19 protein-coding genes are annotated in these 20,476 nt (G+C 61.2%); 14 read left to right on the top strand and 5 right to left on the bottom strand.

What is annotated here, in order from left to right; all coding sequences use genetic code 11:
• Positions 1-4 precede the first annotated feature (4 nt).
• From AU252_RS01090 to AU252_RS01040, 11 genes are all read left to right on the top strand, one after another.
• A complete protein-coding gene (locus AU252_RS01090; protein ID WP_058929145.1) occupies positions 5-964 on the top strand; it encodes a Bug family tripartite tricarboxylate transporter substrate binding protein in 960 nt (319 codons plus the stop codon).
• A gap of 3 nt (positions 965-967) precedes the next feature.
• Positions 968-1,501, top strand: coding sequence for a tripartite tricarboxylate transporter TctB family protein (locus AU252_RS01085; protein WP_083510190.1), 534 nt, complete (start codon positions 968-970; stop codon positions 1,499-1,501).
• A gap of 2 nt (positions 1,502-1,503) precedes the next feature.
• Complete coding sequence (locus AU252_RS01080; protein WP_058929143.1) at positions 1,504-3,012, top strand: tripartite tricarboxylate transporter permease; 1,509 nt, start codon at positions 1,504-1,506, stop codon at positions 3,010-3,012.
• Positions 3,013-3,099: 87 nt separating this feature from the next.
• Positions 3,100-3,666 (top strand): carboxymuconolactone decarboxylase family protein, encoded by a 567-nt coding sequence (locus AU252_RS01075; RefSeq protein WP_058929142.1) that lies wholly within the window; start codon positions 3,100-3,102, stop codon positions 3,664-3,666.
• 28 nt (positions 3,667-3,694) lie between these two features.
• Positions 3,695-4,642 (top strand): phosphotriesterase family protein, encoded by a 948-nt coding sequence (locus tag AU252_RS01070; protein ID WP_058929141.1) that lies wholly within the window; start codon positions 3,695-3,697, stop codon positions 4,640-4,642.
• Positions 4,643-4,697: 55 nt separating this feature from the next.
• Positions 4,698-5,504: an SDR family NAD(P)-dependent oxidoreductase gene (locus AU252_RS01065; RefSeq protein WP_058929140.1), complete on the top strand. Its 807-nt coding sequence runs from the start codon at positions 4,698-4,700 to the stop codon at positions 5,502-5,504.
• A gap of 28 nt (positions 5,505-5,532) precedes the next feature.
• Complete coding sequence (locus tag AU252_RS01060; protein ID WP_058929139.1) at positions 5,533-6,243, top strand: alpha/beta fold hydrolase; 711 nt, start codon at positions 5,533-5,535, stop codon at positions 6,241-6,243.
• Positions 6,244-6,446: 203 nt separating this feature from the next.
• The gene (locus AU252_RS01055; protein WP_058929138.1) at positions 6,447-7,466 is read left to right on the top strand and encodes a hypothetical protein; all 1,020 of its coding nucleotides are present in this window, start codon (positions 6,447-6,449) and stop codon (positions 7,464-7,466) included.
• Positions 7,463-8,638, top strand: coding sequence for a CaiB/BaiF CoA transferase family protein (locus AU252_RS01050; protein ID WP_058929137.1), 1,176 nt, complete (start codon positions 7,463-7,465; stop codon positions 8,636-8,638). The genes AU252_RS01055 and AU252_RS01050 overlap by 4 nt, the downstream gene beginning before the upstream one ends.
• 4 nt (positions 8,639-8,642) lie before the next feature.
• Positions 8,643-10,073, top strand: coding sequence for an NAD-dependent succinate-semialdehyde dehydrogenase (locus AU252_RS01045; protein ID WP_240484290.1), 1,431 nt, complete (start codon positions 8,643-8,645; stop codon positions 10,071-10,073).
• Positions 10,067-10,921: an HpcH/HpaI aldolase/citrate lyase family protein gene (locus tag AU252_RS01040; protein ID WP_205630618.1), complete on the top strand. Its 855-nt coding sequence runs from the start codon at positions 10,067-10,069 to the stop codon at positions 10,919-10,921. Before AU252_RS01045 ends, AU252_RS01040 begins: the two co-directional genes overlap by 7 nt.
• Before the next feature lie 1,530 nt (positions 10,922-12,451).
• On the opposite strand, the gene AU252_RS01030 is transcribed toward AU252_RS01040, so the two are convergent.
• The 3 genes from AU252_RS01030 to AU252_RS01020 form a co-directional block, all read right to left on the bottom strand.
• On the bottom strand, positions 12,452-12,787 hold the full coding sequence (locus AU252_RS01030) for a hypothetical protein (RefSeq protein WP_058929134.1): 336 nt from the start codon (positions 12,785-12,787) through the stop codon (positions 12,452-12,454).
• Positions 12,788-12,909: 122 nt separating this feature from the next.
• Positions 12,910-14,646 (bottom strand): thiamine pyrophosphate-binding protein, encoded by a 1,737-nt coding sequence (locus AU252_RS01025; protein WP_058929133.1) that lies wholly within the window; start codon positions 14,644-14,646, stop codon positions 12,910-12,912.
• A 130-nt stretch (positions 14,647-14,776) separates the two neighbouring features.
• Positions 14,777-15,901 carry a zinc-binding dehydrogenase gene (locus AU252_RS01020; protein ID WP_083510187.1) on the bottom strand — a complete coding sequence of 375 codons (1,125 nt, stop codon included), beginning with the start codon at positions 15,899-15,901 and terminating at the stop codon, positions 14,777-14,779.
• Between the two features lie 402 nt (positions 15,902-16,303).
• On the opposite strand from AU252_RS01020, the gene AU252_RS01015 reads away from it, so the two are divergent.
• A complete protein-coding gene (locus AU252_RS01015) occupies positions 16,304-17,254 on the top strand; it encodes a tripartite tricarboxylate transporter substrate binding protein (protein ID WP_083510186.1) in 951 nt (316 codons plus the stop codon).
• Positions 17,255-17,302: 48 nt separating this feature from the next.
• A complete protein-coding gene (locus AU252_RS01010) occupies positions 17,303-18,169 on the top strand; it encodes an SMP-30/gluconolactonase/LRE family protein (protein ID WP_058929130.1) in 867 nt (288 codons plus the stop codon).
• 10 nt (positions 18,170-18,179) lie between these two features.
• On the opposite strand, the gene AU252_RS23710 is transcribed toward AU252_RS01010, so the two are convergent.
• Complete coding sequence (locus AU252_RS23710; RefSeq protein ID WP_157768906.1) at positions 18,180-18,338, bottom strand: hypothetical protein; 159 nt, start codon at positions 18,336-18,338, stop codon at positions 18,180-18,182.
• Between the two features lie 216 nt (positions 18,339-18,554).
• On the opposite strand from AU252_RS23710, the gene AU252_RS01005 reads away from it, so the two are divergent.
• Entirely contained in the window at positions 18,555-20,075 is a 1,521-nt protein-coding gene (locus AU252_RS01005) for an NAD-dependent succinate-semialdehyde dehydrogenase (protein ID WP_240484289.1), read from the top strand.
• A 124-nt stretch (positions 20,076-20,199) separates the two neighbouring features.
• On the opposite strand, the gene AU252_RS24935 is transcribed toward AU252_RS01005, so the two are convergent.
• Positions 20,200-20,439 carry an alcohol dehydrogenase catalytic domain-containing protein gene (locus AU252_RS24935; protein ID WP_083510185.1) on the bottom strand — a complete coding sequence of 80 codons (240 nt, stop codon included), beginning with the start codon at positions 20,437-20,439 and terminating at the stop codon, positions 20,200-20,202.
• Between the last annotated feature and the right edge of the window lie 37 nt (positions 20,440-20,476).

Raw genomic sequence — 20,476 nt, 5'->3', positions numbered from 1 at the left:
CACCATGCGTCGGAAAGCCATCACCGCAGCAGTCATCGTTGGAGCCCTCGCGCTCACTGGTTGCGCCGGACAGGCAACGAGTTCGAGTCCGGAGGGGGGCGCCAGCTTCCCGACAAAGAAGATCACGGTGGTTCTCGGTTTTGCCGCGGGGTCGCCCACAGACGTGACCGGTCGCATTTTGAGCAGCTGTGTTGAAGAAGAGCTGGGCCAGCCGGTGGTTGTCGAAAATAGGGAGGGCGCGTCGAGTGCACTGGCCACTTCGCAGGTTGCGAGGTCCAAGCCGGACGGCTACACCCTCACGCTCGGCGGCACATCAAGTTTCGTGCTGGTTCCTCACTTCAACCCAGACGCGGGTTACGACCTCAATGATCTCGGCACCGTGGCGAGCACCAAGGTATCGCCCGAGATTGTGATGGTGCCCAAAGACAGCCCGTACAAGTCTCTCGGGGACCTCCTCAAGAGCACGACCCCCGTAATTGTCGCCGTCGCCGGCGAACAATCCGGTAGCGGAATTATCGCGAGCAACTGGATCAAGCAGGGTCACAAGATCCAGACGGTTGTTCAGCCCGCCGTCGGCGAGGTCAAGCGCGGACTTGATACAGGGGACTATGACGCAGCTATCGGCTACCTGGGCACGGACACGATGAAGTGGCTCACCGACGGTGAACTCGTTGGTTTGGGCCTGCAGTCCGACAAGCGCGTAGAACTCCTACCCAAGGTCCCTACCTTCGAGGAAGCTGGACATTCCGAGGGCCAACTGCCGGCACCGAGCAACCTCGTAACGTGGGCCGGGCCGGCTGGTATGCCGGACGAGGTCGTTTCTGTCCTATCCGGTGCCTTCGAAAAGTGTGTCGCGAAGCCGGAAATTGTGGAGCGCTTGGGAACGGTGGGCATCACGTTCATCGATGCGCAGGAGAGCACGCGTCGTCTTAAAGCACTCGAGACAGCCGTAGCCGGACTCTAAACCATGATCCCGTCAGAAGAGAAACCCATGTCGGCACAAGCGCGGACAACGAAATCGCGCCTCGCCAGGAAACGGTACCCCCTGTATGCCGCTGCGCTCGTCAGCAGCCTAGGGGCGGTCTACAGCGCTCAGCTGGGGATTTACGACGACGGCAAGATTGGACCGGGGGCTTGGCCAACCGCGGTACTGGTTTTCTTGGCTGTGCTCTTGGTGATTCAATCCCGGCTTGAGGTCATTGGCGAAGAAGGAGAGGGCAAGCTTGACCGAGCGGGCGTGGTACGCGTCTCCGCGGCAATCGGCCTCCTTGCCTTGTTTGCAGTACTGCTGGTCTACGTCGGCCTCGTGACGGCTTGTCTCGTGTTCGGCACTCTGTGGATGGTGGTCTTCTCCGACCGACCCGATCAACCACGTGGATGGATTCGCCTCACCGTGCGCGGATTCGTGATCAGTGTATGTGTCGCGGCCGTTATCTACTTCGTCATATACCGCTTGCTGGGTGCTCCTATCCCGGTCGAATCATTTCTGGCAGGAGGCTAAGAATGGACACATGGACTGGCCTTCTGCAGGGGCTCAGCACGGCACTGACGCCTGGGAATCTCTTGGCAGTAACTATCGGTGTGCTCGTAGGCATGGTGATTGGTGTCCTGCCAGGTTTGGGACCCACGGCCACCATGGCCATGCTGCTTCCGGTTACCTTCACCATGGAACCGACGACTGCGGTCATTATGCTCGCCGGAATCTATTACGGAAGCATGTACGGCGGTACCATTACGACCATTCTGGTGAACGTTCCCGGTGAGGTGGCTTCGGTCGTCACAGCTCTCGACGGGTATGCGCTGGCGCGTCAGGGGCGTGCTGGCCCTGCGCTTGGAATCGCGGCGGTCGGTTCCTTCATCGGCGGCGTGGTAGCGGTACTGGCACTAGTGGTGCTCGCAACGCCCCTCATTGAGTTGTCGCGAAACTTCGGGCCTCCTGAGATCTTCCTCATTGCACTGATCGGCCTTGCGCTGGTGGTGGCTATCGCGAGTGGACGACCGGTAAGGGCGATGATTGCCGCGTGTGTCGGTTTGGTCGTCGCGACGGTGGGTCAGGACCCGTTGACCGGTGTAGGCCGATTCACGTTCGGGTCCCTGGAGTTGAATTCCGGCATCGACATCGTCGCCGTCGCCATGGGTTTGTTCGGGATCGGCGAGATCGTCTACCGCATGAAGGGAGCGGAGACCCCGGTAAAAGTCCCGCGCGGGCTCAGGGGCGCCTATCCGACCCGGGGGGACTTGGTAGCTTCGGCTCCAGCGATCGCGCGTGGCTCCGTTATTGGTTCGCTCATCGGACTACTGCCAGGTGGAGGAGGGGTCCTGTCATCAATGACCTCGTACGCAGTCGAGAAGCGACTCGCTAAAAAGCCTGAGAGGTTTGGGAAGGGAGCCATAGAGGGGGTCGCCGGCCCGGAAACGGCCAACAATGCCGGATCCCAGACTGGCTTCCTACCGCTTCTTACCTTGGGTCTTCCAACCAGCGCAGTGATGGCACTGGTCTATGGCGCTCTCCAAATTCAGGGAATCACGCCGGGACCAAAGTTTGTGCAGGATAGCCCGGAGATCTTCTGGGGGATCATCGCCAGCATGCTGATCGGGAACGCTATCTTGCTGTTCCTGAATGTGCCCCTCATGGGCGCATTCGCTCAGCTCTTGCGTGTGCCGATGGTCGTCATCGGCGTCGTCACCATCATGATCTCGCTCGTGGGCGTTTACGCACTCAACAACGAACCATTCGACGTCCTGGTCGCGATATGTGCCGGCGTCATCGGGTACTTCATGAGGCGGTGGGGGTATGAGGCCGGACCTGTTGTCCTCGCTGGAATCATCGGCGTGCTACTCGAGGTGAACCTGCGACGAATGATGTCGATGTCCACCAATGGACTGGGCATCCTTCTGGAACGGCCGTTGACCATCGGGCTCCTCATCATCTTCGGGGCCGCCATCGTGCTCAGCATCCTCGCCGTCCGCCGCGGGCGCAAGGGTTTCGACATCAATGAGGGCGCTGATTAACCTCCCCGAGATCCCTGCGCCGTCAGCGCAGGTTTTGTGAGGGGTCCGACGCGCGAAATTAAATCCAGAATAGCAAGGGAGAGTTCAATGGCCAGAGTGCCGTATGTCCGACGCGAGGATCTTCCCGCAGAGTACCAAGACCTACTAACCCGACCCATCAATGTTTTCGCTGCAATGGCCAACGCTCCGAGCGCGATGAAGGCGTTTTCACCTGTCGGAAAATGGATTCGCAACGAATCGTCGGTGGACGGGCGTCTTCGCGAGATGGCCATTATCCAAGTTGGATACTCGACCGGCGGAGCGTACGAGTTCAGCCACCACGTCAAGATCGGCAGGGACTTCGGAGTCACAGACGACGATGTTCGCGCCATCGTTGCAGAGAGTGCAGGGGAAGAGACGTCACTGTCGCCGCTAGATAAGTCGGTGTTGAGGGCAGCCCGGGATCTCACTCTCAAGCTTGAAATTTCGGACCAAGACTGGAAGGTCATCGAGGAATCGCTTGGTCGCGAGCACGCGACTCAGCTCATCATGATTACCAGCTACTACAACTACGTTGTCCGCGTTTTGCTCGCGCTCCAAGTCGATGTTGAAGACGAATGGTCACAGCCCCTCAAAGACTATGGACCGCCTGAAATGTACTCCGCATGGCGCTAGACCTCCCAACTCCAGGAAAGGCTTAACTATGGTCGCCGTCGAGACCGCTCTGGGTCCGATCGATCCTTCACAACTCGGATTCACGCTCAGCCACGAACATGTGATGACGAGCGCAGGTGAAGACACAAAACACTATCCGTGGATGTTCGACCGTGAACGTTCGCTTGAGCGTGCTATCTCGAGTTTGCGCGAGGTCAAGCAGGCAGGCGTCGACACCATGATTGACCTCACGACACCCGATCTCGGTCGGGACGTGAAGTTCATCCAGGAAGTGTCCCGCGCTGCTGGGATTCAGGTGGTCGTGGCGACCGGAATCTGGCTGGATCCTCCGCGCTCCTTCTTGACTCGGAGCGTTGCAGCCAGCGCAGATATCTTCGTGCGTGAGATCGAGGAAGGCATCGATAACACTTCCATCAAGGCCGGAGTGATCAAGGTGGCCACAGACGTGGCGGGCATTACGCCGGTTCACGAGAACGTCTTGCGCGCCGCCGGCCGTGCTGCTGCCCGTACCGGACGTCCGATCAGTTCTCATCATCACGCTGAGGCAGAACAAGGGCGGGACCAGCTGCGCATACTTCTGGAGGAGGGCACCCCCGTGGATCGCATTTGCATCGGTCACAGCGCTGACACGACCGATGTCGATTACCTGCTGTTACTGCTGGATCAAGGTGTCTGGCTCTCAATGGACCGGTATCCTGGCCGTCCGGGTAGGCCCAACTGGCAGCAGCGGAATGCAACCGTTAAGGCTCTGGTGGACCGCGGGTGGGCGCACCGGATCATGCTCGGTCACGACTTCGGCGCTACTCGCCCAGTACCAGCCGGCATGACTGAGCCACCCGCCGATGACTACAACCCCGACGGACTGCTTTTTCTCTCCCGAATCGGGTTACCTGCTCTTATCAGCAGCGGGGTATCGAGCACGGACGTGGACCTGATGATGCGGGAAGTACCACGGAGATTCCTCACGGGCGAATAAGGCCCGCTTAGGGCGGGAGCCCATGACAATGCAAACGTCTCGAAAGGACAGTTCAATGGCTGGAAAGCTGGCAAATCAAGTTGCCATCGTAGTAGGAGCAGGGCAGGCGCCGGGCGCGGCCGTCGGCAACGGACGGGCGGTCGCAGTCACCTACGCACGAGAAGGGGCCAAAGTCTTCGTTGTCGACCGAGATCTGGACTCAGCCAAGGAGACCGCAACGCTCATTACGAATGATGGGGGAGATGCGCAAGCCTTCGCCGCCGACGTAACTGATGAATCATCTGTCGTCGCTATGGTTGCTGCGTGTAAGCAGCTATGGGGCCGTGTGGACATTCTCCACAACAACGTCGGTATCAGTCACATGGGCGGGGACGGTCCGGTGACCGAGATCACCGAAGAAGCCTGGGATTTTCTGATGAACGTCAACCTAAAGAGCGTCCTCTTTGCTTGCAAGCACGTGCTTCCCATCATGCGGGAGCAGTCGTCCGGCAAAATAATCAACATCGCGTCTATGGCTGCGCTCACCGCGAACCCGCTCGCTGGATATAAGACGTCGAAGACGGGGGTCATCGCTCTTACGGAGAACATCGCAGCTGCTAACGCCGAATTCGGGATCCGAGTCAATGTCATCCTCCCAGGGATCATTGACACCCCAATGGCGGTCGAGTCTCGAGCGTCCAAGCTCGGCAAGTCACGAGAGGAAGTCGTCGCGATGAGGCAACTTCGAGTGCCCTTGGCAAACCGTGTGGGTACCGCCTGGGACGTTGCCAACGCTGCCCTCTTCCTTGTTTCGGATGACGCGGGCTACATCACAGGGATGAGCATGATCGTCGACGGCGGTCTCAACTTGGTCAGGGGTTGACGGAGCCGAGGGACCTGGAAGAACACTTATGAGTCCCAATGCTGCCGTTGTATTCCTGCATCCTGTAGGCCTCAACGCAGCCGGGGCCACCTGGATCGACGTCCCGGGGATAGAGGGCCGCAGCCTCCTGGGCCATGGTGGCAGGGTCGCGGTCGCGAGCGTCACCATGGCGGAGTTTGCAGATGACATTGCGGCCGGCCTTGCAGGCCCGACTCACCTGGTCGGCTGCTCGCTGGGCGCGATGGTCGCAATGCATCTGGTGGTCCGCCGGCCCGAACTGGTTGCATCCCTCTTTCTCGCGTGCGGCTCCGCGAGGCCCCCAGATCGGACCGTATTACGAAAGCGGGCGGATGAGTTCGACCAAAACGGCCCTGCGGGCATGTTGAGTTCAACGATCTCGCGATGGTTCACACCGGAATACCTATCGGGGGAGGACCCGCTCGGCGCAGTCAGGTACGCGACAGATGCACTGCTCTCAACCCCTCGCGTTACCTCCGCCGCCACTTGGTGCGCGATTGCTGAGCATGACGTCCTGGACCGCATTGCGGGCATCCGCGTGCCAGTGACTGTGTTAGCAGCCACGGACGACAAGGCAACGAGCCCGGCGGCAATGCGCGCCATCAATGAGGCAGTTTCCGGGTCCCGATATGTCGAGATCGCAGGCCCACATATGGCATTTCTTGAGAACCCTCGTGACTTCTCATCCCGAGTACGGGAACACCTCCAGAAGACCCGCTGACGCTTCAGGCACGGCGAGCTCTTAGAGGTCGCAGTCTATTGATTGATTACTCCGATCGGAGTACACTATCAATATTGGCCTCGTAGCTTCAGTCGCGCGACCTTTGTTCCGCGCTCGAAGCGACGGTAGAACCACGCATCATCTCTGCCGGCGGCGGACGCGGCCCTGAGCCATCCATTCCATATTGATAGGAGAACCTGCACATGACCGTTCACGCGCCGTATGCCGATGACCTCATTCTCGGGATTCCTTTGCAGGCTGCCCCTTCAATAACCATTGACAGTGGTGTCGCAGCTACGTACCAGGCAATTACAGGTGACGCTTTGCGCCTCCCATTGAGCCAACCCGACTCGCTCGCCGTAGCGGGCGGCGATCGCCGTCTCGCTAATCCCGCGCTTGTCCTGCAGATCGCGATTGGGCAGTCGACCGTTGCCACGGCCCGGGTGATCGCAAATCTCTTTTACCGATCCGTCGCGCTGCGCCGACAGGTTCGCCTGGGCGATACCCTATCGACCCAGGTCACTCCCACTGCACTGGAACTGACTAAGTCCGAGGTTGCGCCGCGCCGGGCAAAGGTGCTGTTGCGAATACAGACCACAGATGATCGCGGCGAACGAGTGGCCGACTTCGAACGTCTAGCACTGCTCCCTTGTCGCGACGCCGAAACCGTCATGGAGGGCGGACAAATCGGAGCCGCCGACCAGAACACTCCACTGACGGAATACTTGCCCTTCATTCCAGAGTGGAACTTTCAAAAGTTCCCTACGGAAAATAGGGGAGCTGCAGGCGTATTGGCGGATCCACTTTCGGACACAGTAAGCAATGCGCTGGAACTTGTCCGCCTCACACAAAATCTCGCCGCGGCCCATCGGGACCCTGCACGAGGGATTGGGGGACGCCGCCTGGTGTACGGGGGCCACGCTATCGGCATGGCTCAGGCGTCCCTGGCCCGGATGGTGCCTGGCCTTATGACGGTCCTTGGCTGGCGGAGCTGCTCCCACACCGCCCCAGTGTTCGAGGGCGACGTCCTGGACTTCGAGCATGAAGTAACTGACCGTCATGTCGTTGGCGGTGGAGTCGAACTCTTCGGGTTAAAGGTCACGGTTCGAGCCCGCCGCCACGACTCCCACAGCTCACGCGCCGAACGCACCGAAGTTCTTGACTGGAGGCCGGTTGCCCTCGTCAAGACGGCCAACAACATCGAGATTGGAGAAACAAAATGAGCGGACTCACACTCCTTGACGGGGTAAAGGTGGTGTCTCTTGAACAGTTCATCGCCGGCCCCCACTGCACGGCAATTCTGCGTGATGCCGGCGCGGAGGTAATCAAAGTCGAGCGGCCCAGGTCGGGGGACCCTCGGCGCGCATACCAGCCGCGGATGGGGCCCGCTGACGACTACGTGAGCGGAGGCTTTGCCTCCTACAACCGTGGGAAGCGTTCCGTCGAACTGGATCTGGCCGATGCCGAGGACGTCGCTGCCTTGATGGTGCTGCTCGCTGAAGCAGACGTTTTCGTATGCAACAGTCGGCCGGGCTCCCTCGCGCGGCTCGGACTGGGCGCCGACGTGCTCCGTGCCAAGTTTCCGCAGCTTATTGTCTGTGAAATCAGCGGCTTTGGCGTTTCCGGAGGCCCGTATGGGGACTGGCCCGCATTCGACTCTGTCATCCAGGCAATGAGCGGTCTGAGTAGCCTGATCGGACAGACCGCTGACAGCCCTCCTGGCCTGGCGCCGATGGGCACGTTTGATCTTCTCTCCGGTGTTTACGCCGCATTAGGCATCCTGGCAGCCCTCGTGCAGCGGGCTCGCACTGGTCTGGGTTCGCACGTCGATGCAGCGATGTACGACATCGCCGCATCGTTCCTCGAAAGACCTCTTACCCTCCATGAATTCACGGGCGAGGTGCCCACACGCGGCATCGATCTGTTCAGTCCCGTCGGCGCATTTGTCGCCGGGGATGGAGGCTGGATCTCTATCGTTATTCCCACCGACGAGATGTGGGCGCGGTGCTGCAGCGCCATGGGTAGGCCGGAATTGCAGAGCGCCCCGGAACTAGACAGTGTATTGAAACGGGCCAACCGCATGAACGACATGGTCGTTCCTGCATTGGAGGCCTGGGCTGCTGGCCTGACCACCGAACAGGCGGTAGCAAAATTGCGTGACGCTGGCCAGCCCGCAGGCGCCGTCCAAACCATTGAAGACGTCCGCAACTGTCCTCAGCTGGCCCACCGGGGCCTCTTCACACCAGTGCAGGATGAGCGACTCAAACGCGCCGACGGTACGTATCTACGTCTTCCGCGCTTGCCTCTGCTCTTCGACGGAGACGGAGCAGAACTGGGATCAGTGCCGCGCCTGGGCGGCGACAACGACCTTCTCTCTACGATACGAAATGGGTAGCAACATGTTCAGCGCAACTGACCTGTACATCGGGGGCCAATGGGTTCCCAGTTCATCGGGAAAGCGATTCGATGTTGAGAATCCGGCAACACGTGAAGTGCTGGCAACCGTGGCCGACGCGGGCATTGCTGACGCTCGAGCGGCGGCCGCAGCCGCAGCCGAAGCGGCAGCAGGTTGGCGTTCCACACCGCCTCGGGTGCGCGCAGAGCTTCTCCGCGCCATGTTCGAGGAGATGATCTCGACGGCCGACGAGATCGCGGAGTTGATCGTAGCCGAAAACGGCAAGCCGTTCGGTGACGCGATGAGTGAGGTTGAGTATGCCGCCGACTTCTTCCGCTGGTACAGCGAGGAAGCAGTCAGAGTCCCCGGTTTCCTTTCAGAATCCCCAAGTGGTGCTCGTCGAATCATGGAGACATCTCAGCCAGTAGGTGTCGCCCTCCTGATCACGCCCTGGAATCTGCCGGCGGCCATGATCACCCGTAAAATCGCGCCCGCTCTCGCTGCGGGGTGCACCGTCGTGGTCAAACCTTCTTCTCAGACGCCGCTGACCGCACTGCATCTTGCATTAATAGCGGAAAAGGTCGGCATACCGGCAGGCGTCATCAATGTCATTCCCACCACTACCGACGTCGAAGTGGTTGGTGACCTGATTGCGGAAGGGCCAGTCCGTGCCCTCTCTTTCACCGGGTCCACCCGAGTAGGCAGTCAGCTGCTCGCCCAGGCCAGCGCGCGGGTCCTCAAATGCTCAATGGAGCTCGGGGGCAACGCGCCTTTTATCATCTTTGACGACGCCGACCTCGACGAGGCAACCGCGGGCGCCGTGGTGGCGAAACTGCGCCACAACGCCGAAGCATGCACTGCCGCCAACCGGTTCCTAGTCCACCGAGACGTGTATGACGCGTTTATTGACCGGCTCACCTCCGCATTCTCGAGGATGGTGATCGGCCCCGGCACAGACCACGGCGCCCAGATTGGCCCACTGGCCAGCCGGTCAGCCCTGGACTCCGTCAACGACGCAGTCGCAGCCGCAGTTAGTCATGGCGCCCGAGCGGTGGTTTGCGGGTCGGGACCCGCAAATGGATACTATTTCGCACCGACGATCCTCCTGGATGTACTTCCGGGGGCGGCTGTTCTGCAACACGAGATGTTTGCTCCAGTCGCCACAGTCGTCGCGTTCGATACGGAGGAGGAAGCGGTTGCTCTCGCGAACGCCACCGACATGGGCCTGGCCTCCTACGTATTCAGCGCTGACCTCTCCCGCGCCCTTCGCGTCGCGGATCAGCTCGAGGCCGGAATGGTGGGAATCAATACCGGAGTAATCTCGGATCCAGCTGCACCCTTCGGGGGGATGAAGCACAGCGGAATTGGCAGGGAAGGCGGACGTCACGGCCTCAGCGAATTCCTCGAAACAAAGTACATAGCCGTCAAATGGTGACAGCCAACGTGCCCATGGATGCGTTCCACTCTTCGGTAGCTTCTGCCCGGACGTTTTTGTTCGTCCCGGGAAACAGGCCGGAACGGTTCCCCAAGGCAGCGGCGAGTGCTGCAGACCTGGTGGTGATAGATCTCGAGGACGCTGTACCTGATGATGAGAAGGAGGCCGCTAGGGTGGCGGCATCCACGTGGCTGGCGGCTGGGATGTCGGCCGCAGTTCGAATTAATGGGATCGGCACCGAGCACTGTTCAAACGATATCGCTGCGATGTCCGGCCTGAATGGGCTGAGCGCAGTCGTTATTCCTATGGCGGCAGATTCGAGGACGATAGCCGGCGTTTACCAGATGCTCGGCGAGAACGTAGAGATCGTAGCTCTGATTGAGACAGCTGCCGGTGTCCTCAATGCTCGGGAGATCGCGGCTGCCCCCGGAGTGGCCAGACTCGCTTTCGGCCACTTGGATTTCGCCGCGGACATACAGTCCTCAGTCGAGAGCGATGCCATGCTCTACGCACGGTCGACCCTGGTAATGGCGTCTAGAGCCGCAGGGCTCCCAGGACCGGTCGATGGCGTAACTACACAACTCGACGACTATTTGGTTGCTGCAAACGATGCCACGAGATCCCGGAAATTGGGGTTCACGGGCAAATTGTGCATTCACCCTGGCCAGGCGGAGGGTGTGAACGCCGCGTTTATGCCCACCGATGATGAGCGCACGTGGGCACTTCGCGTCCTATCGGCTTCGGCATCAGGTGGCGCAGTACGGGTAGGGGGAGAAATGGTCGACGCGCCCATCGTCCTCAGAGCTCAAGACATTCTCCGGAAGTCACAGGCGGGCGAATCGAGATAGCCGACAGCCACCCTGACCGATCAGGGGTCGGTCCGCCGAATAGGGTGTGTCTCCTTATCGTAGCCAGGTGACGACGGCAGAGTGGATGACGCCCGCGCGGTAGGGCAGCCGCGCCATCATTCATTCTTTGAGTCGAAGTTCGACGGTCGCCCACCGCACGTTCCGCGCGGTTTTGCGGTGTCCGATCTGGCCGGCAATACGATAGCCACCGTGGACACGGCCACCTGGCGCGAACGCAACCCCGTTTCATTCGCGGGACGGATTTAGGGCTCACATGTCGTCGAGCCCGACACCAAGCTGATCACCACGGCCGAGGCGGCGAAGGCATCAGGGCCGGAGAACAGCGACGGTGCGGTCGCTCGCCGCGAACACTTCAATCACCGGCGACCACATCCAAATCCTGGCAGTCTCGCCTACGACGCCTATGGCGGCGGCCATCGCCGCGAGAGGGTACACGACAGTGATCAAGCCCTGGCCAGTGCCGCCGGCCGTGATCGGTGGTATCACCCGTGATGCCTGACCGTCGATGAGGCCGCAAAAACAGTCATCTGTCCGAACTACATACCGGGACAGTCAGTACCAAAACGCCCGTCACGTTCGGTGCCGCCTGCACCGGCTGCCCGCTTTGGACTCGCTGCACCCAACTCGTCGCGGGTACGGAAGCTGAACATTGACTGGCTGCACCCGTGGATCTCGAACTGAACCTGCGTGGACTCCTTAACCTCGGGCTCCGGAGATTTATGGCAACTGGGAGCCGGCTAGCGCCCCGGCTTGTAATTCAGCGGACTCCAAGCTGGCTACAGGTCGTGTGTCAAGTGTGTCCATGGCGGGGGTGGTGGACGCCCTGTGTAAGCGGAGGCGTGTGGAGGCTGGCGGTTTGTTGGCTGGACCGGGGGCACGGTTTCGGTTAGGGCGCCCACGCTGACTTATCGACCTCGGATAATTTACCCGGATCATCAGGAGTCGTTCGGGCTGCGGCCGGGAGCCAAGAGCCGGGCGCCATGCTAGACGCGGCGTAACGCCTGAGCGTCCGCCATAGCTGTTTCGGCGTCTGGTCCGGCCCTTCGTCGGTTCCAGCGTCTCATCGCCGGTCAGAGTTGCGAAGAGGGCTTACGGGGCACCTCCTTTGAACCGGCGGCAGCCGGCGGCGGTTTCCCGGACTGGACCGAATTGTGTGCCGCGGCTAGTCGCTGTCCACGTCGTTCGTCCTCGCGGCGCTGCGGGCGCTCCACGTCGACAGGATTCTTGCGCCGGCGGCGGGGACCGGCCGGAGCGCCCGGCAAAGCCGGACTTGTGCTCACTCCGGTGGGCAGGGTCGTAGGTGGCCTGGTCCCGGACCATGGCAGAGGCGGTACGGGTGGCGCGGTGGGACATCGCGCAGCGATCACCCCGCCCTTCTTGCCGCGCCTTGAGCGGAGCTGCGTAGGCCCGGCTGGGCGGGTCGTTGAACCACAGTCCCATGCAGAGATCGATCAGGGCCTGGCGCAGCGCCACGCTTCCCTTTCTGCTTATGGAACCGTCGCGGCGTATTCATGCCGACACACACTGGGCCGGAGACAACCCCGATGCCCGGTAGATCTGTGCCGGCTCGGGCCAGTGGTTCGGGTCACCCCAGGCCCCTACATAGTTGCCGACGCGGACCACGCCCCAGCCCGGGGTCGTGGTGAGCGTCGCGAACGGGCTCAGCGGCAGAAACCGGGCAAATTCGGCCTCGGCGGTGGCGATCTGCGCGGGCATCTCCGTCAGCGGCGACAGGTCGGCGACCAGAACCTGCCGCCCGACCGTAGCCTCGGCGGTGGTCTGCGCGTCCCGGGGCGGCCTCCACCAGCCGCTCGGTCCTGCAGTCACCGCAACCTGAACAGACATAACAAACAACCTCCGAAGGTGCCAGGAAGACCCACAGGACCCAACCCAGGTCCTCAACGGAATCTAATGCATCCGTCCTGACATCCCCGGGGGTTGTTTGGGAAGGACTAACTTAACTCGGATCAGCTGTCGTGGCTGGCTACCTCTTCGTGGCTACCAGCAGCCATATCGGTCTTGATGGTGAGGAATGACTCCGAGAGACCTGTCTTCACGATCAAGACCGTCGTACCTGTCATCTCTCGAGCTTTGGCGATGCCAGCAATCAGTTCCTGTTCCGACGTAGCCGTTATCGCGGTGCACCCGATGGCTGCGGCAATTCCCCCAAGGTCGAACGGGGCAAAGTCTACAAGGAAGGGCCTCGCCCCCTGACCGTGCTTAATCCACCCCAGGGATTGATTGTCCATCACCACGACAAGCATCTTCCGCTTGTTCTCGACGGCCGTCATTAATCCGTGCAGGCTCATGGCGTAACCGCCGTCGCCTGTCACCGCTACTGCCAACTGCTTCGGGTTTGAGTACGTGGCCGCAAGAGCTGCCGGAACCGCGTAGCCCATGCCGCCACCGCCGTTGGGTTGCAACATGATGCCGCCATCGCGCGTTTGAAAATCGTGCAAGATGAAGATGCGGTTTTCGCCAGCGTCGCACGTCACGATCGCGTTGGCGGGAAGCTGTTCGCTGAGAATCCGCGAGAGGCGCCGCGGGTTGACGGTCCAGTCCTCCGGAATGGAGTCATTCAGTTCTGGGAAGTAATCGGTCGTCTCCCGCACTGTTGCAACGCGCGACCGCCCCGCAGCAGAGAGGTCGGCGAGCGCCGAGTCAAGGCGTGGCAGCACGTCGGTCACGAGCCCCAACAGCCCATGTGCGACGGGCCGGGTCCAGCCAATGTTCAGGGCCTCTACGTCAATCTGAACGATCGTTTGCCTGGCGGCGGACACGAGCGACGGATTCTCATCGATTGTGTCTGTGGACCCGAGCTTTGTGCCGACTGCGATGATCAAGTCGGATTCGCCGACGAGCGTGTTGGCGGTGTTGTGGCCGTACGATCCGATCACCCCGGCGGCAAGCGGGTGGTCTTCGGGGAAAGTGCTCTTGCCGCCCTGCGTGGTGGCGACGGGAATATCGTGTGCCTCCGCGAAGGTGAGCAGGGCCGACTTGGATGCCGCACCGCGTGCACCATTGCCGGCGATGATGATCGGGCGCTCGGAGTCACGGATAGCAGCTGCAGCGGCTGAAATCGCCGATTCCGGCGTAGTTGCGATCGGTGAACTGTAGTCGCCATCGAAAAACAGCCGGGGGAGATCTTCCGCTGAGAACTTGTTCAAGAGGGCTCGGCTGTGGAAAATCACAGCAACGGGTCCGGGCTCACCTTCAAGCGCGTGTTTGGCGGCGAGTTGTGTCATCTGTACTGCTTGGACGGGGTCGGTTGCCACGAAAGTTCGCTTGGTAATGGCAGACATAGCGGCAGGCAGGTCGTAGGCTCCGTAGCCGCCAAACCCTGACTGATACGGGCCGTGGTGGGAATAGGTGCCCCCCTCCGTCGCGTCGATAAGGATGACCATGGGCGACGCACCAAGGTGGGCCTCCATGATGCCTCTGCCGCCAGCGCCTAGGACCCACGCGCCCTGCGCCATCACGACGGCAGTTCGGCCGGTGAGTCGACCATAGGACTCTGCCATGACTGTCGCGATCGACTCTTCGCGCACGAGCACGCACTCAACGGAGTCTTGGTGGTCGTACAAGGCGTCAAAGATCTGGATAGTATGTCCGCCAGGCATCCCGAAAACGATGGGCCGATCGAAGGCGGCGACAGCTTTGCCGACTCCTTGCGCGCCGGTGGAGGACGTGGTGATGAGTGTCATTTGGGGGCTTCCCTCTGTCGGTCGTGGTCGTGGTGTCGTTAGATTGGTGGTCATTGATTGTGATGGCCGGTGTGAGTCGGCCCAGGATCCGAGAGCTTCCGCCTCGCAAGCCGTCCTGTACGGGGCAGGATCACCCGGTTTGAAGGAGTTGGATGGCTGGCTTGATCTCCTCCCAAGAACGCATTCTGTCGAAAGCCTCATTGATGTGGTCGAGGCTCTGAAAGCTCGTAATCATGCTGTCCCAGTTGAAAGTGGACTTGTGGCGGTTGAGGAATTCCATCGCACGCCACGTGTGCTCAGCGCCGGCGGCCCTGACTCCGCCAATCGAAATATTTCGCGAGGTCAAGACTGAGGGGTCGAATATTACTGGGGCGTCGTGGCCCTGTCCGATGATGAGGTAGTAGCCGCCGTTCGCGATCATCTCGACGCCTTCCGTGAATGCCGCCGACATTCCGGACGCCTGCACGACGATGTTTCCGCCACGACCGTGAGTGAGGTCCTTGATTAGTTTGATTCGGTCTGAAGCGCTAGGCACCTCCTCGATATTCACCACGTCGGTTGCGCCCCAGGCTTTGGCGAGCTCGAGGCGTTGAGCAGGCCCGCCAATCAGAATGACTCTTGCGCCTGCCGCCACGTAGCGGGCAACTGAGAAGAGACCGAGCGGCCCTGCCCCCTGAATGATTACGACCGTGGCCTCGTTAACTGGCGGAGAACTCTCAAACGCGTGTACTACCGTCTGCAGGCCGCACGAAGCGGCGGATGCGACAGCGTCGGTGATGCCGTCGGGGACCCGAACCGCGCCGCCGGTTGGGTAGACGTACCCGTACTCCGCGAAGCCGCCCGCAAGGTAGGGGAATTTGTCGATTGACCCTCCCATTGACGGCCGACGGTTGATGCAGAGGGAAGGTTTGCGTTCCACCACGCAATAACGACAACGGCCACAGTGTCCGTGCGTCCAGACGATGCGGTCACCGATTCGCAACGGCTGGCCAATTGCGTCGGTTTCAACAGCGTTCGCGAATTCGACCCTGCCTACTACTTCGTGGCCAAGGATGAACGGCGGGTCATTTGGGAAGGCGGCCGGTGTAGATCCGCCGGCAATATGAACATCTGTGGCGCAGACTGTCGCCACCAGATTTCGGGTGAGTATGGCGCCCGGTTCTAATTCGCGAGGAATTTCAACGGCTAGGATCTCCATCGGCCGTCCAAACTCGACAACAACTGCCGCGCGGGATTCTCGTGGCAGTGCCTGCATCCGTACACATCCTTTTATCGTCACTGATAGCTTCCTCCGATTGGAGTGTTCTATCAGTAAAGCAGCTTGGACTGGATTGGCACAAGTCTTAATTCGGACTAGGCCAGATTCCGGCTGCCACCTGCGCCCCTCAGGGTCGCGCCGTCGTCACAGGGCCGTAGGGCGGAGCTGCTGCTTGACGCAAAGCCGGCCGACTGTCCGGCCTTGAGCCTGAGGCAGTAGCGAAGATTCTTTCCTTGCGCCGCTCTACTTATTGTGTCTTACTGATAGAACACTCCATTTGGGGTGTGGCTATCAAAAGCTCAGGGACAAGTTCAAACCGCTCCATTCGAGCTTGAGGCGGGGGAAGCCCCAAGTCACGCCCGCGGGTAAGACGGAGCCCGTTGCTCACAGGAGATTTCAATGAGGAAAAAGCCATTTTTGCCAGCATTGGCGCTGGGTGTCATCGCTGTAGGTGCTTTTACGGTCACGGGTTGCTCAGCTCCAGCTACATCTGGCGGTTCCTTCCCCACCAAAAAGATCACCGTGATCGTTCCGTTCGCGCCCGGCTCTGGATCGGACGTCTCGGCTCGGGTGTTCGCTTCGTGCATGGAGGACGGGCTCGGACAGCCGTTGGTCGTAGAAAACAAGGAGGGGGCCTCGGGGGCTCTGGGCATGGCTCAGGTGCTGAAAGCGAACGCCGACGGGTACACGATCACCTATTCCGGTACCTCCCCGCTGGTTCTGGCACCGCATTTTTCTGCCTCAGCCGGATACTCACTGGAAGATTTCGACATGCTCGGGACGGTCAAGGTAGTGCCGGAGACTTTGATGGTGCCCGCCGACAGTCCATACAAGACGCTGAATGATCTCCTGTCTAGCAAGGAACCCGTCGTAGTCGCTGTGCCGGGCGAACAAGCCGGAAGCGGGCTTATCGTGAATGCATGGCGCGCGCAGGGACTGAACGTTCAGACTCTCGTCCAGCCAGCAATCGGTGAGCAGAAACGTGGCCTGGACGTCGGTGATTACGACGCGGCCATCATGTACCCCGGAAAGGAGACAGAGGGTTGGATAGCCTCCGGAGAACTGCGTGGTCTTGGAATTCACTCTGACGAGCGGGTTTCCTACTGGCCGAACATCCCCACTTTCAAAGAAGCTGGTTTCGCCGAGGGGCTACTGCCTGCGCCTAGCAACTTCTCCCTCTTCGCGGCGCCCGCTGGTCTGCCCTCTGCCGCCGTGAGTGCACTGTCGGACGCGGTCGAAAGCTGCACTTCGAATGAAGAACTTCGTAAGAGCCTCGGCAACGGGACCGAGTGGATGTCACCAGAGGAAACCAAGGCCGCACTGACAGGGATCAAAGACTTCCTTAAGTGACGGCTCCGCTTTTGATCGCCTTGGTCGATGATGCGTGAGGATATGAAAATGCAGTTTGACGTGTTAACAACGGACATCGGGTTTGCTGAAGGGCCTGTGTTTGCTCAAGACGGACGGATCGTCGTCACATCGATTGATCAGGGGTACGTCTACCAGATAGTAAATGGTGTCAAGACTGTGCTGGGAGCAACTGGAGGTGGCCCGAACGGGGCGGCTGAAGGGTCGGGCGGTGACATCTACGTTGCGCAGAACGGAGGATGGCGACCCACTGCTCCCGGCCCTGGAGGTGCGTTGGTCACTCGCTGGCCTGGCATCACCGGCGGTCTTCAGGCCATTTCACCGAGAGGACTCGTTCGCTCGGTGAGCGCTGACCCGATTTACCCAAACGACCTCTGCTTCGGCCCGGACGGACTCATCTATCTGACCGATCCGAGTCGCCAACCATCACGCGACGACGGTCGGCTCTGGAGGATCGATGCCGAAACCGGGGATTCCGAGCTACTCACCTCCGTCGGTTGGTACCCGAACGGAATCGGTTTCGGAATCGAGGACGACGCCGTCTACGTGGCCCGATCAGGCGAAGGCCAAATAGTGCGATTCCCACTCGGAAATGACGGGAAGTTAGGGACACCTGAGACCTTCATTCAGCTCGATCACGGTCGTCCGGACGGATTTGCGTGGGACGCTCACGGCCACCTCGTGGTTTGCTGCATCACCGGCACGCAGCCCGGGGACCTGCAGGTATACGACTCCAACGGATCCCTGGTCGAGGTGATCAATCCGGGCGCCGCTACTAAGTACACGAACGTGGCAATCTCGACGGCCGGCCAGCTCATCATCACCGACGCAGATGAGGGAAACGTACTCACAGCTCAGTGGCCATATCCGGGCTTGCCTCTTCATCCGTTCCGGTAGCGGCCGGATTCTACTGCGCCACGGCGACGTCCACGGAATTCAGGATCACCGTCCAGGTTGAATTTACGTGGACGGCGTGGACGCCATCTTCGTAGGCCCGTTCGACCGCGCCGGCTCCATGGGCCTTTTGGGCGAGCAGGAGCACCTCAGGTGCGCGCCGCCGTCGCATTCTGCCTGACAACCCGAAAGGCGCAGGCACGCCCGCCGGGTCAGACGCCGTCAATCCCGACAGCGTCTGCCACTACTGGAACAAAGCCGCTAAGTTCATCCTGGTCGTGGCCACCGTCACTCTCCTGGCCCGCGGCTCCGATGCCCGCTCAATACATCAATCCGTCCGACAGCGGCACACCCGCCAGCTACTGACAACTTCTAAGGACTCTCCTCATTGAATGTTTCATCAGCACAGCTCACCCCGGTCTTACGCACCCTGGTTTCTGCCGAGAGTGAAGCAGCGTTGCTCGCCTCCCTCCCCACCGGCCTGCTGATCGGCGGGCAGTGGGTGGAGGCGTCCGACGGCGGCACGTTTGACGTCCACGATCCCGCCACGGGGGAGGTGCTCGCCACCCTGGCCTCGGCCACGAGCGAAGACGCCGTCGCCGCCCTCGACGCCGCGGACAAAGTCCAGGCCTCCTGGGCACGCACGGCACCGCGGGAACGTGCCGAAATCCTGCGCCGGGCCTTTGAACTGGTCACCGAACGCGCCGAGGACTTCGCGTTGCTGATGACCCTGGAAATGGGCAAACCGCTGGCCGAAGCCCGCGGCGAAGTCACCTACGGAGCAGAGTTCCTGCGCTGGTTCTCCGAAGAAACAGTCCGCGACTACGGCCGCTACCTCACCACCCCCGAGGGCAAAAACAAGATCCTCGTCCAGCACAAACCCGTCGGACCCTGCCTGCTGATCACGCCGTGGAACTTCCCCCTGGCCATGGCCACCCGCAAAGTAGCACCCGCAATCGCCGCCGGCTGCACCATGGTCCTCAAACCCGCCAAACTCACCCCGCTTACCGCCCAGTACTTCGCCCAAACGATGCTCGACGCCGGCCTGCCAGCCGGGGTCCTGAACGTGGTGTCCTCCTCGTCGGCTTCCGGAATTTCCGGGCCGCTGATGAAAGATTCCCGGCTGCGGAAGGTCTCCTTCACCGGCTCCACCCCGGTGGGCAAGCGACTCATCGCCGACGCGGCGCAGAACGTGCTGCGCACTTCGATGGAACTTGGCGGCAACGCGCCGTTCATCGTGTTCGAGGACGCCGACCTGGACAAAGCCGTCGAAGGTGCCATGGCCGCCAAAATGCGGAACATGGGCGAGGCCTGCACCGCCGCCAACCGCTTCCTCGTCCAGGAATCCGTCGCGGCGGAATTCACCCGGAGGTTCGCGGCTGCTATGGGCTCCCTGGCCACCGGCCGCGGCACTGAACCCGGCACCCAGGTAGGCCCGCTGATCGATGCCGGTGCCCGGGATGACGTGCACGCGCTGGTGAGCGCCGCCGTCGAGGCCGGAGCAACCGCCGTCACCGGCGGTTCACCTCTTGACGGTCCGGGCTACTTCTATCCGCCCACCGTGCTCGGGAATGTGCCGAACGACGCCGCGATCCTCCGCCAGGAGATCTTCGGCCCCGTCGCCCCGGTCACCACTTTCAGCACTGAAGAGGACGCGATCCGGCTGGCCAACGCAAGCGAATACGGCCTCGCGTCCTATATCTACAGCCGTGACTTCAACCGGCTCTTGCGGGTGGCCGAGCAGATCGAGTTCGGCATGGTCGGGTTCAACGCCGGCGTGATCTCCAACGCCGCGGCGCCGTTCGGCGGAGTCAAGCAGTCAGGCCTCGGCCGCGAAGGCGGGTCCGAGGGCATCGCCGAGTACACGACCACCCAATACATCGGCATCGCCGACCCCTACGCAGGCTGACCGTTTCACTCCTGGGGAAGGGCCCCTCGTTCGCCATTTGATCGGGGATGCCCGGGCGGTAGGAGAGGCTCGGACGGTACATGGAGTTATTCGGCCATCTCTCCGTCGCGCCGCGACCCTGCACCTAGAGCAACCAGCGAGGCCATGTTTTGGGGAGATTCTTCTCGCTCCGCCGGCAACGACTGCATCTGCCGCAACCCCACGGGCCCGAGACCGCGACGGGCTGACCGACGTCCCACCCTTGAACTCCAGCGCCGAGCTTGTGCACCCAGACAGCGTTCTCGTGGCCAAGGGTGAACGGCGGCTCGAAGGGGACCGAGCCGGTCTCAAAGTTGTGCATGAAGTGCAGATCGGTGTGGCACAACCGGCGCCGCCCACCTTGATGACGACTTCACCGGGAC

The organism is Pseudarthrobacter sulfonivorans, assembly GCF_001484605.1.
Lineage (GTDB): Bacteria > Actinomycetota > Actinomycetes > Actinomycetales > Micrococcaceae > Arthrobacter > Arthrobacter sulfonivorans_A.
Note: the sequence above shows the minus strand (reverse complement) of the source record. Positions and strands in the feature narration are given on the sequence as shown.

Coding starts and splice junctions, on each gene's coding strand:
- AU252_RS01020 (WP_083510187.1), bottom strand. CDS start 15,901: ATGCAGGCACTGCCACGAGAATCCCGCGCGGCAGTTGTTGTCGAGTTT.
- AU252_RS01080 (WP_058929143.1), top strand. CDS start 1,504: ATGGACACATGGACTGGCCTTCTGCAGGGGCTCAGCACGGCACTGACG.
- AU252_RS01030 (WP_058929134.1), bottom strand. CDS start 12,787: ATGTCTGTTCAGGTTGCGGTGACTGCAGGACCGAGCGGCTGGTGGAGG.
- AU252_RS01065 (WP_058929140.1), top strand. CDS start 4,698: ATGGCTGGAAAGCTGGCAAATCAAGTTGCCATCGTAGTAGGAGCAGGG.
- AU252_RS01060 (WP_058929139.1), top strand. CDS start 5,533: ATGAGTCCCAATGCTGCCGTTGTATTCCTGCATCCTGTAGGCCTCAAC.
- AU252_RS01085 (WP_083510190.1), top strand. CDS start 968: ATGATCCCGTCAGAAGAGAAACCCATGTCGGCACAAGCGCGGACAACG.
- AU252_RS01015 (WP_083510186.1), top strand. CDS start 16,304: ATGAGGAAAAAGCCATTTTTGCCAGCATTGGCGCTGGGTGTCATCGCT.
- AU252_RS01070 (WP_058929141.1), top strand. CDS start 3,695: ATGGTCGCCGTCGAGACCGCTCTGGGTCCGATCGATCCTTCACAACTC.
- AU252_RS01045 (WP_240484290.1), top strand. CDS start 8,643: ATGTTCAGCGCAACTGACCTGTACATCGGGGGCCAATGGGTTCCCAGT.
- AU252_RS01050 (WP_058929137.1), top strand. CDS start 7,463: ATGAGCGGACTCACACTCCTTGACGGGGTAAAGGTGGTGTCTCTTGAA.
- AU252_RS01025 (WP_058929133.1), bottom strand. CDS start 14,646: ATGACACTCATCACCACGTCCTCCACCGGCGCGCAAGGAGTCGGCAAA.
- AU252_RS01040 (WP_205630618.1), top strand. CDS start 10,067: ATGGTGACAGCCAACGTGCCCATGGATGCGTTCCACTCTTCGGTAGCT.
- AU252_RS01010 (WP_058929130.1), top strand. CDS start 17,303: ATGCAGTTTGACGTGTTAACAACGGACATCGGGTTTGCTGAAGGGCCT.
- AU252_RS01055 (WP_058929138.1), top strand. CDS start 6,447: ATGACCGTTCACGCGCCGTATGCCGATGACCTCATTCTCGGGATTCCT.
- AU252_RS01075 (WP_058929142.1), top strand. CDS start 3,100: ATGGCCAGAGTGCCGTATGTCCGACGCGAGGATCTTCCCGCAGAGTAC.
- AU252_RS23710 (WP_157768906.1), bottom strand. CDS start 18,338: ATGCGACGGCGGCGCGCACCTGAGGTGCTCCTGCTCGCCCAAAAGGCC.
- AU252_RS01090 (WP_058929145.1), top strand. CDS start 5: ATGCGTCGGAAAGCCATCACCGCAGCAGTCATCGTTGGAGCCCTCGCG.